This window comes from Microbacterium sp. Z6_144, from assembly GCF_057197625.1.
Window position 1 is genome coordinate 822,938 of the sequence record NZ_JBXVPT010000001.1, and the last position, 14,551, is coordinate 837,488.

The 14,551-nt window shown below is 71.0% G+C and carries 14 protein-coding genes; 2 read left to right on the forward strand and 12 right to left on the reverse strand.

Annotation, left to right across the window (positions count from 1 at the left end):
- Nucleotides 1–44: 44 nt before the first annotated feature.
- Nucleotides 45–1,244, reverse strand: coding sequence for a pyridoxal phosphate-dependent aminotransferase (locus AC2DGY_RS04000; protein ID WP_484508407.1), 1,200 nt, complete (start codon nucleotides 1,242–1,244; stop codon nucleotides 45–47).
- 110 nt (nucleotides 1,245–1,354) lie between these two features.
- Here AC2DGY_RS04000 and AC2DGY_RS04005 point away from each other — a divergent pair, with 110 nt between their 5' ends.
- A complete protein-coding gene (locus AC2DGY_RS04005; protein WP_484508408.1) occupies nucleotides 1,355–1,579 on the forward strand; it encodes a hypothetical protein in 225 nt (74 codons plus the stop codon).
- Between the two features lie 132 nt (nucleotides 1,580–1,711).
- Here AC2DGY_RS04005 and AC2DGY_RS04010 read toward each other — a convergent pair whose 3' ends face one another.
- The 3 genes from AC2DGY_RS04010 to AC2DGY_RS04020 are packed head-to-tail and all read right to left on the reverse strand — an operon-like array spanning nucleotide 1,712 to nucleotide 4,110.
- Nucleotides 1,712–2,284, reverse strand: a complete 573-nt coding sequence (locus tag AC2DGY_RS04010; protein ID WP_484508409.1) for a flavin reductase family protein — start codon at nucleotides 2,282–2,284, stop codon at nucleotides 1,712–1,714.
- 10 nt (nucleotides 2,285–2,294) lie between these two features.
- The gene (locus AC2DGY_RS04015) at nucleotides 2,295–2,867 is read right to left on the reverse strand and encodes a carboxymuconolactone decarboxylase family protein (RefSeq protein WP_484508410.1); all 573 of its coding nucleotides are present in this window, start codon (nucleotides 2,865–2,867) and stop codon (nucleotides 2,295–2,297) included.
- A gap of 4 nt (nucleotides 2,868–2,871) precedes the next feature.
- Complete coding sequence (locus AC2DGY_RS04020; protein ID WP_484508411.1) at nucleotides 2,872–4,110, reverse strand: acyl-CoA dehydrogenase family protein; 1,239 nt, start codon at nucleotides 4,108–4,110, stop codon at nucleotides 2,872–2,874.
- A 151-nt stretch (nucleotides 4,111–4,261) separates the two neighbouring features.
- On the opposite strand from AC2DGY_RS04020, the gene AC2DGY_RS04025 reads away from it, so the two are divergent.
- Entirely contained in the window at nucleotides 4,262–5,056 is a 795-nt protein-coding gene (locus AC2DGY_RS04025) for an N-acyl homoserine lactonase family protein (RefSeq protein ID WP_484508412.1), read from the forward strand.
- Nucleotides 5,057–5,104: 48 nt separating this feature from the next.
- On the opposite strand, the gene AC2DGY_RS04030 is transcribed toward AC2DGY_RS04025, so the two are convergent.
- From AC2DGY_RS04030 to AC2DGY_RS04065, 8 genes are all read right to left on the reverse strand, one after another.
- The gene (locus AC2DGY_RS04030; protein WP_484508413.1) at nucleotides 5,105–7,306 is read right to left on the reverse strand and encodes a LuxR C-terminal-related transcriptional regulator; all 2,202 of its coding nucleotides are present in this window, start codon (nucleotides 7,304–7,306) and stop codon (nucleotides 5,105–5,107) included.
- A gap of 116 nt (nucleotides 7,307–7,422) precedes the next feature.
- Nucleotides 7,423–8,889 (reverse strand): flavin-containing monooxygenase, encoded by a 1,467-nt coding sequence (locus tag AC2DGY_RS04035; protein ID WP_484508414.1) that lies wholly within the window; start codon nucleotides 8,887–8,889, stop codon nucleotides 7,423–7,425.
- A complete protein-coding gene (locus AC2DGY_RS04040; protein WP_484508415.1) occupies nucleotides 8,886–9,803 on the reverse strand; it encodes a cupin domain-containing protein in 918 nt (305 codons plus the stop codon). Before AC2DGY_RS04040 ends, AC2DGY_RS04035 begins: the two co-directional genes overlap by 4 nt.
- 13 nt (nucleotides 9,804–9,816) lie before the next feature.
- Nucleotides 9,817–10,578 (reverse strand): HpcH/HpaI aldolase family protein, encoded by a 762-nt coding sequence (locus AC2DGY_RS04045; protein WP_484508416.1) that lies wholly within the window; start codon nucleotides 10,576–10,578, stop codon nucleotides 9,817–9,819.
- Nucleotides 10,575–11,459, reverse strand: a complete 885-nt coding sequence (locus AC2DGY_RS04050; protein ID WP_484508417.1) for a DUF6282 family protein — start codon at nucleotides 11,457–11,459, stop codon at nucleotides 10,575–10,577. Before AC2DGY_RS04050 ends, AC2DGY_RS04045 begins: the two co-directional genes overlap by 4 nt.
- Nucleotides 11,460–11,475: 16 nt before the next feature.
- A complete protein-coding gene (locus AC2DGY_RS04055) occupies nucleotides 11,476–12,489 on the reverse strand; it encodes a cyclase family protein (RefSeq protein ID WP_484508418.1) in 1,014 nt (337 codons plus the stop codon).
- Nucleotides 12,490–12,603: 114 nt separating this feature from the next.
- A complete protein-coding gene (locus AC2DGY_RS04060) occupies nucleotides 12,604–13,536 on the reverse strand; it encodes an ABC transporter substrate-binding protein (protein ID WP_484508419.1) in 933 nt (310 codons plus the stop codon).
- Complete coding sequence (locus AC2DGY_RS04065) at nucleotides 13,533–14,474, reverse strand: DUF6282 family protein (protein WP_484508420.1); 942 nt, start codon at nucleotides 14,472–14,474, stop codon at nucleotides 13,533–13,535. Before AC2DGY_RS04065 ends, AC2DGY_RS04060 begins: the two co-directional genes overlap by 4 nt.
- Nucleotides 14,475–14,551 lie beyond the last annotated feature (77 nt).

Below are 14,551 nucleotides of genomic sequence, written 5' to 3' on the forward strand. Positions count from 1 at the left end.
GCGCGAACCGACGTTTCCTGGCGACCCGACGGCGGTGGGGGGCGCTAGGCGAACAGGCGCTGGAGGCGCTGGATGCCCTCGAGGAGCTGGTCGTCGCCGAGGGCGTACGACAGGCGCAGGTAGCCGCTCGGCCCGAACGCCTCGCCGGGAACGACGGCCACCTCGGCCTCGTCGAGGATGAGGTCGGCCAGCTCGAGCGAGGTCGCCGGGGTGGTGCCGCGCCACTCGCGGTTCAGCAGGCCGGTCACGTCGGGGTAGACGTAGAAGGCTCCGAGCGGGTTCGGCACGGTCACACCGGGAATCTTCTCGAGCTCCGACACGATCAACCGCCGGCGGCGGTCGAACGCGAGCCGGAAGCCCTCGGCCTCGTTCTGCGGGCCGGTGAGGGCGGCAAGGGCCGCGCGCTGGGCGATGTTGTTGACGTTGCTCGACAGGTGCGACTGGAGGTTGGCCGCGAGCTTGATGGCGTCGGCCGGGCCCACCATCCAGCCCACGCGCCATCCGGTCATCGCGTACGTCTTCGCGACGCCGTTGACGAGGATCGTCTGCCCCGCCAGCTCGGGAACGGCCTCCACGATCGACTGCGCGTGGGCGCCCTCGTAGACGAGGTTCTGGTAGATCTCGTCCGAGATCACCCACACCCCGTGCTCCAGCGCCCACTCGCCGATCGCCCTGGTTTCCTCGGGGGTGTACACCGCGCCGGTCGGGTTGGAGGGCGATACGAACACGAGGGCCGTCGTGCGGTCGGTGCGGGCGGCCTCGAGCTGCTCGACGGTCACCTTGTACCCCTGCTCCGCTCCGGCGAACACCTCGACCGGCACTGCGTCGGCGAGGGCGATCGCCTCGGGGTAGGTGGTCCAGTACGGAGCGGGCAGGAGCACCTCGTCCCCGGGATTCACCACCGCCTGGAAGGCCTGGTAGACCGCCTGCTTGCCGCCGTTGGTGACGACGATCTGCGACGCCGGAACCTCCAGGCCCGAGTCGCGCAGCGTTTTGGCGGCGATGGCCTCGCGCAGCACCGGGAGCCCCGCCGCCGGGGTGTAGCGGAAGTTCGCACGGTCGCGGAGCGACTCGGCCGCGGCATCCACGATGAACTGCGGCGTGGCGAAGTCGGGCTCGCCTGCGGCGTAGGAGATGACCGGGCGCCCGGCGGCCTGGAGCCCTTTGGCCTTGGCGTCCACCTTGAGGGTGGCCGACTCGGCGATGGCGGACAGCTTGCGGGAGAGGGGGGCGCGGGATGTCACCCTCCCGAGCCTACTCGCGGCGGGTCGATCGTTACGGGGTCGTTGCGGCACGGGCGGCGGGGGTCGCCTACGCGACGGGAGGGGGGTGCGGATGGTGCGGGTGCGGGTGCATGCGCTCGGCCATCGGGTTCGCCGGCCCGGAGTTCTGGCTCGCTGACGCGAGCGGGGGATACGTGCGGGTGAGTCTTCCGTCCGACGGCTGCCGTCTGCCCAGGTCCGACGCGCTGGCCGCGGTGCAGGCGGGCATCTCCCGGCTGCACCTGGTGGAGGAGACCTTCACCGCCGCGCCCGCGCCGCCCGAGCTCGTCGCGCTGCTGGCGGCCGCCGCATCCTGACCTCCTCGCGCACGGGGAGCCGCGAGACTGCTTGCTGCCGACGAGACCACGACATTATGCGTCGGTCTCGTCGGCAGGCTGCAGTCTCGCGGTCCGCGGCTCGCCGTCCGCGGTCCGCGCGGCGGGCGGGGGTCAGTCGATGCGGGAGTGCTCGCCGAGCCGGTGCCACGTGCGGTTGTGATAGACCAGCGGATGCGTCGTCCCCGCGCCATCCGGCTCCTGCGTGTGCGCCTCGAGCGCCTGAACGAGGATCACCGTGGCCACTCCGGCCGGCACCGTGCCGACGACACGCCCCCGGATCCACGACGACGCGGCGGGGAAGTAGGGCTCGCCGGTGGGGAGGCGTGTCCACAGCGACGTGTCGGCGAAGCGGTCGATGCCGCTCGTCGCGCCGAGCTGGGCGATGTGCAGCTGCTCGGCCTCGAGGAGGTGCACGACCACCGTCTCCGCGTGCCGGATCGTGGGGGCGCTGGACGACAGCTCGGAAACGGAGAAGACGAGAAGCGGCGGCGTGACACTGGCCGACGACACGGAGGTGGCCGTCAGCGCCACGGGGCCCTCGGCCCCCTCGGCGGTGATCACGGCGACCCCGGCGGGGTGGTTGCGGAACGCGGTCTTGAAATCCTCCGCGTCGAGCATCGGCTCGCCGTCGGGCGTCCCGTCGGCATCGGCGAGGTCGCGAGCGGTCTCGTTGGACACGGTCATGTCGTCCTCCTCAGGCGCTGCCGGGCGGCTGGATGTCGAAGACGGCGAGCTGGGTCGCCACCATGCGGTAATACCCGACGAGCGTCACCAGGTGAAACAACCGTTCGGTGCCGAAGATTTCCGCCGCGCGGGCATATTCGGCGGCGTCGAGCGTGCCGGCGGCGAGAATCCGCCGTGCGACATCGAGGGCCGTCCGTACCTCTTCGTCGGCCGCACCCGGGTGGCGGCCGTCGCGGATCGCCCGCAGATCCTCGTCGGTCCACCCGGCGGCGCGTGCGGCGGGCTCGTGTGCGTAGAGCTCGAACGGGCTCTCGCAGGCATAGCCGACGGCGAGGATGACCGCTTCCCTGGTCTTGTCCGAGACATCCAGGCCCCAGCGCATCTGGGAGCCGATGCCCGCCAGCGCCAGCCCGATCTCGGGAGAGGTGACCCACACCGACGGCGGTCCGATAAGCTCACCGGCCTCGTCGATCAGCCGGAAGGGCTGGTCGGGCGCGGCGCGCGGCCCGGTGGCGTACCGCTCGTAGAACGACTGCTGGGCCGGCGTGTAGGCGGCGCGGTCGGGCGGATCGAAGCGGGCCATGCGGTCACATCCCGCCGGAGGGAAGGCCCAGCCCCACGCGGCCCTGCGACAGATAGAACACGTCGTACTGCGCCCCGATGTGGGTCTTGTAGAAGCCGGTGTCGCGGTAGTACTTCTCCAGGCGCGTGCCGCGCTTTCCGGCCGAGGTCGACCCGGCCGTGGAGAACGCCAGATCCACCGCCTCGGTGGCCAGGCGTGCTGCGGTGGCGGCCTGGCCGCGGAGGCGCAGGTCTTCGGCCGGGGTGAACTCCGGGCCGCCGTCGGCCCACGCGTACCCCCGGTCCTCCATCTCGGCGACGGTGGCGTGCAGGAGCGCGTCGGCGGAGTCGGTCAGCTGCTGGATGTGCCCGAACCACTGCTGGTACTGCGTCGACTCGGTCCGCGGCATCCGCGGCGGGAAGCTCGTCCCGCGCTGCATGAGCTCCTCGTATTCGTCGAGGGCCGCCCAGGCCGTCCCCACCTGGCTGACGGCCAGGCCCGCGATGAACATCGTGGTGGTGCGACCGAGGTACACCGGGTTCCCCAGCAGCCGATACCCGGGGGTGCCGTCGTTCTCGCTCCAGAGGTAGTCCTTGAAGTTGAACCGCACGACGTTGTAGTCCGGCACGAAGACGCCGTCCATCGTGATCGAGTTCGACGAGGATGCGCCGAGGCCGAGCACCCGCTCGCCGCCCCAGTCGTCCTCGATCGTGTACTCCGACCGGGGGACGATGAACATGTGCGGCACCGGTGTGCCGTCCTCGGCGAGGATGGGCGCGACGGGCATGAAGTGCGAGCTGTAGGTGCACCCGGAGCTGTAGTCCCAGCGGCCCGAAAGGATGTAGCCGCCCTCGACCGGCTCGGCGGTGGCCGTGACCGGGAACGCGCGCGAGGCAGCGACGAAGGGATACGCCTGGTAGGCCTCGTCCTGCGCCCGCTCGGAGAAATACGAGGAGAACTGGTACGGGTGGCTGGCGCCGAGTTCATACGACCAGCCCACGCCGGGGTCGGCACGGGAGATCTCGCACGCCACCTTGAAGAAGGTCTTGAGGCCGAGCTCGAGCCCGCCGTAGCGGCGGGGGCGCAGGATGTCGTAGAGGCGGGCCTCGGTGAAGGCCTCGTGGATCTCGGGGGAGTAGGTGCCGAGCTGCTCGTGTTCGCGCTGCATCCCGCGGATGCGCTCGCGCAGTCCCCGCGCCCGGGCGATGATCTCTTCAGCGGTGGGGTCATCCGGCGTCCTGGTGGGGGCCTCGGTCATCGCCATCGGATCATTCCTTCTCAGTTCGCTCGGTACCGCTGTCACTCACGCTAGGGCGGCGCCGGGGCGCCCGAACCTGCGCGCGGGCAGAATCGGGTAATTCCGCCCTGCACGGCGGACACCGTCGTTCGCCACGCTGGAGCGGAGGGGAGCCGCCATGGTCTCGGACGCCCAATACGCCGTCCTGCAGGTGACGTACGCCGTGCGACAGGTACGCACGAGCCACGTCTGGGCCGACTTCGCCGACCTCGGGATCGCGGATGAGGTGATCTCGATGCCCTACAGCTTCTGGGTGGTGCGCACCGACGACGGGCCGGTGGTGATCGATACGGGGTTCTGGGTTCCCGACGCCTACTGGGTCGACGACGCCCAGTGGCGTCCCGTGCCCGAGGCGCTGGCGGCGGTGGGCATCCGCCCCGACGAGGTGTCGCGCGTCATCCTGACCCATCTGCACTTCGACCACGCCGGTTCGGTCGACCTGTTCCCCCGCGCGCGGATCGCGCTCTCGCGCGCCGAGTACGCGCACGGGAGCTCGCGCAGCGCCGAGGAGCTCCGAGCGGGTTTCATCGACCCCCGCCACCTCGCCGCGGTGCGGGCGGCGGAGGAGGAGGGCCGTGTCGACCTCGTCGACGGCAGGGCGGAGGTGGCCCCCGGGATCACGATGATCCCCGCCCCCGGGCACACGCCGGGGGAGACCGCCGTGCTCGTGTCCACGGACGCCGGCGCGGTGCTGATCGCCTCGGACGCCGCGCACTTCTTCGAGCAGGTGGAGCGGGGATGGCGGTTCTTCGCGTACAGCGACGCCGAGGAGTCCGCGCGCTCCCTCCGCACGCTCGGGCACATCGCCCGCGAGGCGGGAGCGGCCCTCATCCCGGGCCACGACATCCGGGTGTCCGAGCGCTACCCGCCCCTGGCCGGACCCGCCGCCGCCTTCGCCACCGTCCTGATCTGAGGCCTCCGGGGGCCCTGCGCCCGGTGCGCGCAGGTGACGGAAAGCGGGTCAGCTGGCGAGGACGTGCAGGCCGTCCAGCCGCTTGCTCATCCACACCGCGATCTGAGACCGCGAGCGGAACTGCAGCTTGTGCAGCATCCGCTGGATGTGACCTTCCACCGTGCGCGTGGACAGCACGAGCCGCGCGGCGATCTCCGCACTGCTGAGCCCCTCCACCAGCAGTTCGGCGATTTCGAACTCGCGCGGGGTGAGTTCGTCGGCGCACCCCGTCTCGCCGTCCTCGAGGGCGAGGGCGAGGACGCTGCGGCGATCCAGCTGGCGTCCACGCGCCGACAGGCGCGAGTACTCCCTGCTGCCGAGGGCGCGCCGCGCGTTCTCCTCCAGACCCCACCCGATGACCTCGCGCGCGAACGTGCGAGAGCCGTGCATGCGGCCCGCCGCGGCCAGCAACGTCGCCGCCTTCCCCGGATCGCCCTCGCGATGGGCGAGAGCGGCCAGCAGCCGCAGGCACGTGGGCACGCCGGCGCGGTCGCCGAGCGCGTCGAGCATCGCGAGCGCCTTCCGGGTCGTCTCGCGAGCGGACTCGTCCAGTCCGCGGTTGAGCAGCGAGATCGACCGCAGCACGAGCGCGTACGCGACGCCCCACCGGTTGCCGCGGGCGATCATGAGTTCGACGCTCGAGCGGAACAGCTGTTCGGCCCGCTCGTGGTCGCCACGGGCGACGGCGACGAGGGTGAGGAAGTACATCTGCTCGTCGAGGGTCTCGATCCGCCCGCTGGTGCGCGAGCGCTCCACGACGGCTTCGAGCTGGTCTTCGGCTCCCTCGGCGTCGATCGCCCCGAGGCGGCTGAGCGCGCGGAGGAACTCCGTCGGCAGCTCGCCGGGCTCCTGGTGAGCCTCGTCTTCGGGCCCGCATTCGGCCAGCAGTTCGGCCGACCGCTGGAAGTCCCGTCCGATGATCGAGTAGTACGCGATCGTGCGCCGCGCCTCGGTGGCCAGCGCATCGTTGACCTGCCGGCACACGACGGCCTGCTCGAGCCAGGCCTGCACCTGCTCGGCCAGCCCCAGGCTGCTCCAGCGCTTGCGGAGCGGCACGATGAGCCGGATCGCCTCGCCCGCCGTCGCACGGTCGGTGACGTAGCGCGTCAGGAGGCGTTCGAGGCTGGCGCGGTGATGCATGAGGTGGTGCGAGAGCTGCACCTCCGTGGCGCCGGGCGCGGCCTCTGCCAGCTCGCACATCAGGGCGACGAGGTGCTCGTCGATCCGGGCCGTGGTCTCCTCGGTGCGGCCGGACGCCTCGACCGCGGCCCGCCCGCGCTGGCGCATCGCCCGGAGCAGGCGGAAGCCCCCTTCCACGTCGGGGTCGCGGAGGAGGACCGACCGGTCGACCAGACGCGAGAACGCGCGCACGAGCGCCCCGGGCGCGCCGTCGACCAGGGAGACGAGGCAGTCCAGGGTCACGGGTTCGCGGAGCGCGGCGGCCACGCCCACCAGCGCCCGCTCGTCGTCGTCGCCCGCCTGCCACACCTCGTCGGCGGTGGCGAGAAGGCGTTCGGCCTCCGGGAGCAGGTCCAGCAGCGACGTGGCCGACGACGTCAACGCGTCCCGGATGGATTCCAGCGACATCAGCCGCGTCGCGGCGGCCGCCAGCTCCACCAGGGCCGGCAGCCCGTCGGTGGCCGCACACAGGTCGCGGATGACCCGCAGCTCCTGCGCGGTGGGGACGAACCCCGGATCCAGCATCCGGATGCGGTCGACCAGGAGCCGCACGACCTCGTAGTCCAGGACCATCCGGGTCGACGCCACAGGCCGGGACGGGATGACGAAGGGCGCCAGGGCTATGAGCCGTTCGGCGTCGGAGCCCAGCCGTGCCGTCCCCGCGACCACGACGACGGCCCGCGGGCATTCGGCGAGCACCTTCTCGGCCAGCGCCGCCGCGGCGACGGCATCGTCCGCGTCGTCGAGGAGGACGATCCCGGCGTGCCTGCGCAGTGCGGGCACGGCCGCGAGCGCGCCCGCGGCGTCGTGGCGCAGGTCGAGCCGGACCGGCGCGTCGGCGAAGGTGCGCGCCATCCGCTCCGCCAGCTTCGCGGCGAACCGGCTCTTCCCCACCCCGCGCGGCCCGGTGATCGTCAGAAGACGCGCCTCGACGAGCACCCGTCCTGCCGTCTCGAGTTCGGTCTTGCGGCCGATGAAGCTCGTCGCCTCGCTCGATGCCACCTCGATGGCATCCACCTGTCGTGCGGTCATGTCCTACCCACTCCTGGCCTCTGCGCCCGGCGGTGCCCCGATCGACTGTGATCGGCCACCCTGCCGTCAGTTCGTCATACAAGCTTATCGTCTTCCCGGCGCGATACCACCTCCTGTCACCGGAAGCGGAGCCCCTTCCGGCGCCACATCTTGGTGATCCACCAGTACACGAGGTGGGTGCGCGGCCATTCCGTGACGATCGCTCCCCGCTCATCGGTGAAGTAGTTGTGGCAGCCCGCACTCTTCGCCGAGGCGTGGGTGGCCAGCTGCGCATCCACCCAGGACACATAACGCCGGGCAGCTCCCGGGTCGGTGTCCACCCGGCGCGCGCGCCCTCGCTCGAGTCGCCGGATCGCGGACACGGCGACCTCGGCCTGGCGCTCTAGCTGCGCGATGATCGAGGTTCCGCCGTTGGTGTTGGGGCCGTAGAGGAGGAAGAGGTTCGGGAACCCCGGCACGGTCACCCCGAGGAACGCGGTGGCCCGCTCCTCCCACGCGTCGTGCAGCCGCACGCCCCCCGGCCCGACGATCTCCAGCTGGGCCAGGAAGCGCTGCGGCTGGAACCCGGTGCTCATCACGAGGACGTCGATCTCGCGTTCGGCACCGGATGCATCGATCAGCCCCGTGCGGGTGGCTCCCACCACCGCCTGCGGGACCAGCTCCACGTTCGGCCGGTTGAAGGTCTCGTAGTAGGTCGTGGCGACGATCGGGCGTTTGCACCCCCAGGCGTACGTGGGGGTCAGGGCCGCCCGGGTCTCCGGGTCGATCACCGTGGAGTCGATGAACTCCGTGCACAGCGCGCGCATCCGCTCCTGCACGGTCGAGGAGTCGTCGTAGCCGCGGAAGCGCCCGTTCGCCTTCGCCCACAGCAGGTACCGGTGCACGCGCTGGGCGAAGGGCACCGTGCGGTACATCCACCGCTCGAACGGGGTGAACGCCCGTTCCGACTTCGGCTCGATCCATCCCGGCTCGCGCTGGTAGACCGTGAGTTCGCCCACCATCGGCGCCAGGGCCGGGACCACCTGAGCGGCCGTTGACCCTGTTCCCACGACAGCGACGCGCTTGCCCGCCAGATCGTGCTCGTGCTCCCACCGCGACGTGTGGAAGCGCACACCCTCGAACGCGTCCAGTCCCGGCCACTGCGGGTAGCGGGGAACGTTCAGGAGTCCGACGGCGCTGATGACGGCGTCGAAGTGACCGACGGAGCCGTCGGTCGTGAACACCTCGTACTCGCCGGACGCGTCATCCCACCGCGCCTCCACCACGCGCGCATTCAGACGGATGCGGTCGCGGAGCCCGAACGTGTCGATGACGCGGTTGGCATAGGCGAACAGCTCCGGCTGGGTCGCGTGGGTGCGCGGCCAGTCGTGTTTCAGGAACGAGAAGGAGTAGATGTGCGAGGGGATGTCCACCTCGCACCCGGGGTAGCGGTTGTCGCGCCACGTGCCGCCCACCTCCCCGGCCTGCTCGAAGATCGTGACGTCCGTGCCGGCGCGGCGGGTGAGCTTGACGGCGGCGGCCAGCCCGCCGAACCCGGAGCCGATGATGGCGACTCGCAGCGGCGTGGGCCGCCGCCGACTCACGGAGCCGTCACCCCCTCGGGCATCGGGTAGTCCGCGGCGTTGACGACCCACCCGGGCATGAGCGAGAAGTCCTCGCGCGGCGGGGAGAAGATGTCGACGAGGTGATTGCGCCCGGTGCCGACTGCTTCGCTCGTGTGGATCGCCGGCGGCGGGATGACCGTCAGTGACGGACTACCGAGAAGCCCGTGGTCGTCTTCCCGCCACGTGTTCGCGTCCGTGCCCCAGGGCCAGCGCAGGTGATGGATGTACTCGCCCTCGAGCACGAGCGAGTACTGCTCGAAGTCGTCGTGATGGTGGGGGGAGAGCTTCGCGCGGTCGCGCGGGCCGTCCTTCACGTCGATGTAGTTCACCATCATGGTGGTGCAGCGGAAGATCCGGAACGCGCTTCCGGCGCTGGGTGCCACGGTCGCGTCGTAGACGCGCACCCGGTACCCCTCCGGCGGTGCGGGCCAGGGCTGGAACGGCGGGATGTTCGGATGCGGGGTGGCGTAGGACGGGGCATTGGCCGCGAGCGCCGCGAACGCGCTGGTGGTGCGCACCAGGGATACGAACCGCAGCCGGCCGTCCAGCTCGACGGTCGAGCGACCGGGTGGCAGGACGATCACGCGTTCCCCCGGGCTGACCACCGATTCCTCGGGGGTCGTGATCCGCGCCGTGATTCCGGCATCGGGGAGGATCAGCATGTGCTCCTCCGGTTCGTCGAACTCGAGGATCGCGTGGCGGTCGACCTCGCCGTACCCCAGGGCGATGTTCTGCCCGCGTGCCCACCAGATCAGCGCGCCGGGGTGGCTCCGGTCGGGCTCGGCCTCGTTCTCGGAGAATCGGGCGTATTCGGCTCCGGCCATCGCCTCGGGCACGGCCGTGGCCGTCGCGGTGGGGAGCGCTGAGCGAACGTCATCTTTTCCGTAGGGCATGTGCGACCCTTCCTCACTCCGCGCCGAGCGACTCGGCGACCAGGCGCGAGGCCCCGGCTGCGAGCATCCCGACGTCGTTGCCGACCATGATGTAGGAGTAGCCGCGCTCGGCGGACGCGCGGAACTGGGCGGGGGACTGCACCGCGGTCCCGACCGGGATGCCCGCGACCTTCGCCAGGTCGAGGACGCGGTCCACGCGGGAGCTCAACTCAGGGGCGTCGCCGGTCAGGCCCGTCGACAGCTGCAGGTCGCCCATCCCGATGAACACGGCGCTGAGGCCTGCCGTCGCGATGATGGCCTCCGCGTCGTCGAGCGCCTCGACGTCTTCGAGCTGCGCCGCGCGGAAGACCTCCGTACCGGTCGCGACATAGTCGTCGCGGGACGCCTGCCCCCACTTCCCTGCCCGGGAGGTGAGACCCATCCCGCGCGTGCCTTCCGGTGGGAACGTCATCGCCGCGACCGCCTCGGCGGCATCGGCACCGCTGCGTACGTGCGGGACGAGGATGCCGTCGGCGCCGGCATCCAGGAGCCGCTGGTAGTGGCTTCCGCTCCGATCCGGAACCCGCACGAGCGCGGTCACGCCGCGGGCCTGTGCGAGGGTGATCGCCGCGAAGGCCTGCTGGAAGTCCAGCGGGGAGTGCTCCTGGTCGATCACGAGGAAGTCGAATCCGGCGTCGCAGAGGATCTCGACGACCTCGAGCGCCGGAAGCTTCAGCCACGTGCCCACCAGAGGGCGCGTGGCCTCGCGCAGACGCTGCGAGAACGACGTCCTCACGCGTCCAGCCCGAGCAGGCGTGCCTGGTTGCCGCCGACCATGAGGCGCAGGTCCGCCTCGGAGACGCCGGCATCCAGCAGGCGGGGGAGGAGGCTCCGATACCCCTCGAGCGGCAGCTGGTTGCCCTGCTGGCCGAGGTCGGATCCGAGCACGGTGTGCCCGGGACCGACGGCATCGATCCAGCCCAGCAGGACGTCGAGCGGGAAGAGCTTGTCGTTGTCGTACATGCCGATCTCGTGCTCGAACACGGCGCCGAGCTCCGCCAGGTGGCGGGCGAGGTCGTGGTCGATCCCGGCGATGTAGTTGGGGTGGCTGATGAGGATGCGGGTCTGCCCGGCGGCGGCGGCCGCTTCCACCACCGCGGTGGCCGGGACCGCACCGAGGTGTCCGGTGGAGAGGATGGCGCCGGCATCCCGGGTCATCTCGATGATGCGGCCGACCACGGGGAGGAGCTCACCCGACTCGTCCAGGACCGGCACCTCCTCCTGGGGGAGCATCCCCAGCGGGGTGAAGTGCGATCGCGTGGTCTCATCCACCGACGCGTGCTCGAGGTGCGCGGCCGAGGAGATCGTGGGAAGCCACACGATCTTCCCGCCCAGGCGCAGCGCGAGATCCACCGCGTGGATGTTCAGCCCGCCCGCGGTGGAGTTGAGCGCCACACCGCCGAAGATCTGGGTGTCGATGCCCTCCATGTAGGGGGCCATCGCCAGGATGTCCGGCACCGTGTTGTGGTAGTGGCACTTCACGAGGATCGCCCGGAATCCCGCTTCCGACGCCTGGCGTGCGGCGTCGACGTGGCTGATCCGCCGCGGCATGGGGGAGGGGCCGGAGTGGGTGTGGAGGTCGATCGCTCCGATCAGGAGCTCGTCGATCGCGGTCATGATGGTGTCCTCTCGTTCACTTGATCGCCATGGCGTTCGGCGGGGAGCCGACGCCGCCGATCAGGCTCAGTGGCTTGGCGGTCAGGAAGAAGTCGTATCGGCCGTCGAGGGCGCACGCGGCGGCCAGCTCGTCCAGTCGCCAGCATTCGCCCAGCGGCATGCCGAAGAGGGCGAGGAGCGGGCGGTGCATCATCCCGTTGTGCACGGGGCCTCGCTCGGGCTTGGGCTCATCCGGGTCCACCCAGCCGGAGTCGGGGCTCACCGGGAACATCTCCACGCCGGCGTTGTCGCTCGCGAGCATCGAGAACCGGTTGTCCCACAGGAACTCCAGCGTCTCCTCCGCCTGCAGCAGCCCCGGGCTCCCGGCGGTGCGCATGGCGGTGCGTCCGTCGTCGTCGGTGCCGAGGTAGTTGCCGGACCACCCCGTGCGCACCAGCAGGACATCGCCCGGCCGGAACGTCGTGCCCTGGCCGGCCGCGGCGTCGGCGAGATCGGCCGCGGTGATGCCGAAGCGCTCGGCGCCGGTGAAGGCGCGCCCCGACTTCTCGTAGAACGGCGGGAGGTCGATGAGGACGCCGCGCGTCGCGATGCCCTTCTCGGCGATGAGCTGGATGCCGAGGTCGGGCGTACCGACCTCGATCCGGTCGTCGGGAACGCCGCCGAAGAAGCCGTGCCGGGGGTGGCGGATGTGGCGGAGCCCGTCGATCTGCGACGTGGACTGGAGGTAGAACGAGTCCAGCCAGTCGTCCCGGTGGTTGGGGTTGTTCGCGAAGATGTGGTGCGCGGTCTCCGGACGGGTTCCCGCGATGCTCGGCACGAAGGAGTTCAGCGGGTAGTCCAGGGAGAACACGCGGCCGTCGCGCACGAGTCCGGCGGCATCCCGCGTCACCTCGGGCGTGATCAGGTTCAGGGTGCCGAGCTGGTCGCCCGCGCCGAACACGTCCCACGCCGACCCCTTCGGGGCATCCGTGCGCTCGCAGAGCTGGCGGTAGGTCGGCAGGTCAGCGGCATCGACGGTCTCCGTGGGCACCACACACTCCTCAGGACGTTGCTCTTGGGACACTGCAGCCGCAGGCCCCCGGTGGACTCTATGCAGGCCCGGCCCGCCGGAACCCTGCGGCCGGAACCAATCAGGTAGAAACGCCTAAGGAGCGTCGGCGTGCCGCGCGGCGAGACCCGCCACGGCCTCCTCATAGACGCTCGTGTCGATCAGCCGCGCCAGTTCCTCGCGCCCGCGGGGCTGCCGATCCTGCTCGCGCGCGACCCACTGCTCCTGCTCCACGAGGATGTCCAGCTGGTCGTCTTCGACGAGCGCGACGAACTCCAGCGAGTGCAGGCACCGGCGGACGAGCCCCGGGTCGAAGCCCGACAGCCGCGCCAGGTACTCCGCCCCGAGCTCCGGCGACCGGGTGACCTGCTCGGAGGCGAGGATGACGTGCTGAATGAACGAGACGATCTCGGCGCGCGTGCCGGGGTCCGACAGTGCCGCCGCCGTCGTGTTCGCGTTGAGCCGCAGGTAGTACGAGCCTGGTCGGTACAGGCGCACGGCGTCCTCGCCGAGGCCCTCCTTGGCGTGCTGGGTCGCGGGTTCCCAGATGGAAATCGCATCGACCTCGCGGTCCAGGAGCGCCTGCGACACGGCCAGCTCCGGGATGAACGGCACGATCTCGACCTCCTCCGCCGGAATGCCGTAGTGCGCGAGCTCGGTGATGAGGAAGTACTCCGAGGAGGTGCGGGGGAACGTCCCGATGCGCTTGCCGCGCAGATCGGCCGGCGTTTCGATGCCCGCGGATCGCCGCGCGAGGATCTCGTAGTGTCCGCGGGTGGCGGTGAACAGCATCCGCAGGTCGGGGCGCTCGACGGAATAGCGCAGCAGCTGCGTGTCGGCGTTCATCGCCACATCGGCCACGGCCGGTGCGTCGGAGGTGCCGGCCTGCGACACGATGTGGCTGCCCCCGACCAGATGCGCCATGTAGCCGTTGTTGAGCTGCTCGCGACCGCCGGTCATGGTGTCGACGGCCAGGGCGATCGCGGCGTTCTCCATGACGCGGTGAGCGCCGTAGACCTGCAGTGTCATGCGATGCTCCTCGGGATTTCGGGGGAAGGCGGATCGGTGAGCCCGATCGCGCGGGCGGGATTGGTGCGGGCCATCCGCGCGAGGTCGTCGGCCGACCAGCCCAGATAGAACAGCTGTTCCAGGAAGATGCGCAGCGCTTCCGGTTGGGCAGGTGCCCACCGCGAGAAGGCGTCGCTGGTGAGGATCACGTGCTCTGGGCCGAGCTCGGAGAGCGCCGCGTGCACGTCCTTCACCGTCGTCGTGGCATCCGGATGCAGCAGGGGGCCACCGGAGAACTCGATGAAGGCACCCAGGTCGGCCAGCTCCTGCAGCTCCGCCACCGAGGAGGCGTAGTGCAGGGGGTGGTTGATGACGACCCGTACGCCCTCGGCGGCGCCCCGCTCGGCGACGGCCCGCGACTCCGCCAGCGAGATGTGCCCCGTACCGAGGGTCAGGTCGTGCTCGGCGCACAACGACACGATCGCACGCACCTCGGGGCGCAGCGACCCGTCGTCGGCGATCGCGGAGAGGGCGTGGGCGGCGGCGAACTCCCGGAAGCCGCCCACGATCCCCTCCAGCAGGTTCGAGACGTACCCGCCGCGCGCGACGTCGGCGGCGGACCCCCACGTGGGGAGGAACACCATGCGCGCACCGTGGGCGGCGGCGAGGTCGACCGACGCGGGGCTGAGACCCCCGGTGGGCGGGTTGAGGGTGATGCTGCCGAAGACGCGGAACCGGGCGGGATCGAAGTGGCTCTGGATGGCCGCGGCGCGGTCGGTCGTCGGCCACACGTGCGACTTGAGGACCCACGCGCGCACCCCGTACGCCACCGCCTGGCGCGCGGTGGCCACGTCGTCTCCGCGGTTGGCGAGCGCCCGCGACAGGTCGGGCTGCCCGTGCACGTGCAGATCGATCGTGCCGCGGGTGAGGCGATCGAACTCGGGTGGCAGGGAGCGCATCCCTCCACTCTCGTTCACGCTCCGACGGCACGAATAGGGTGGCGTTACGCTATCGGGCCCACCGCGCGCTCTGGTCG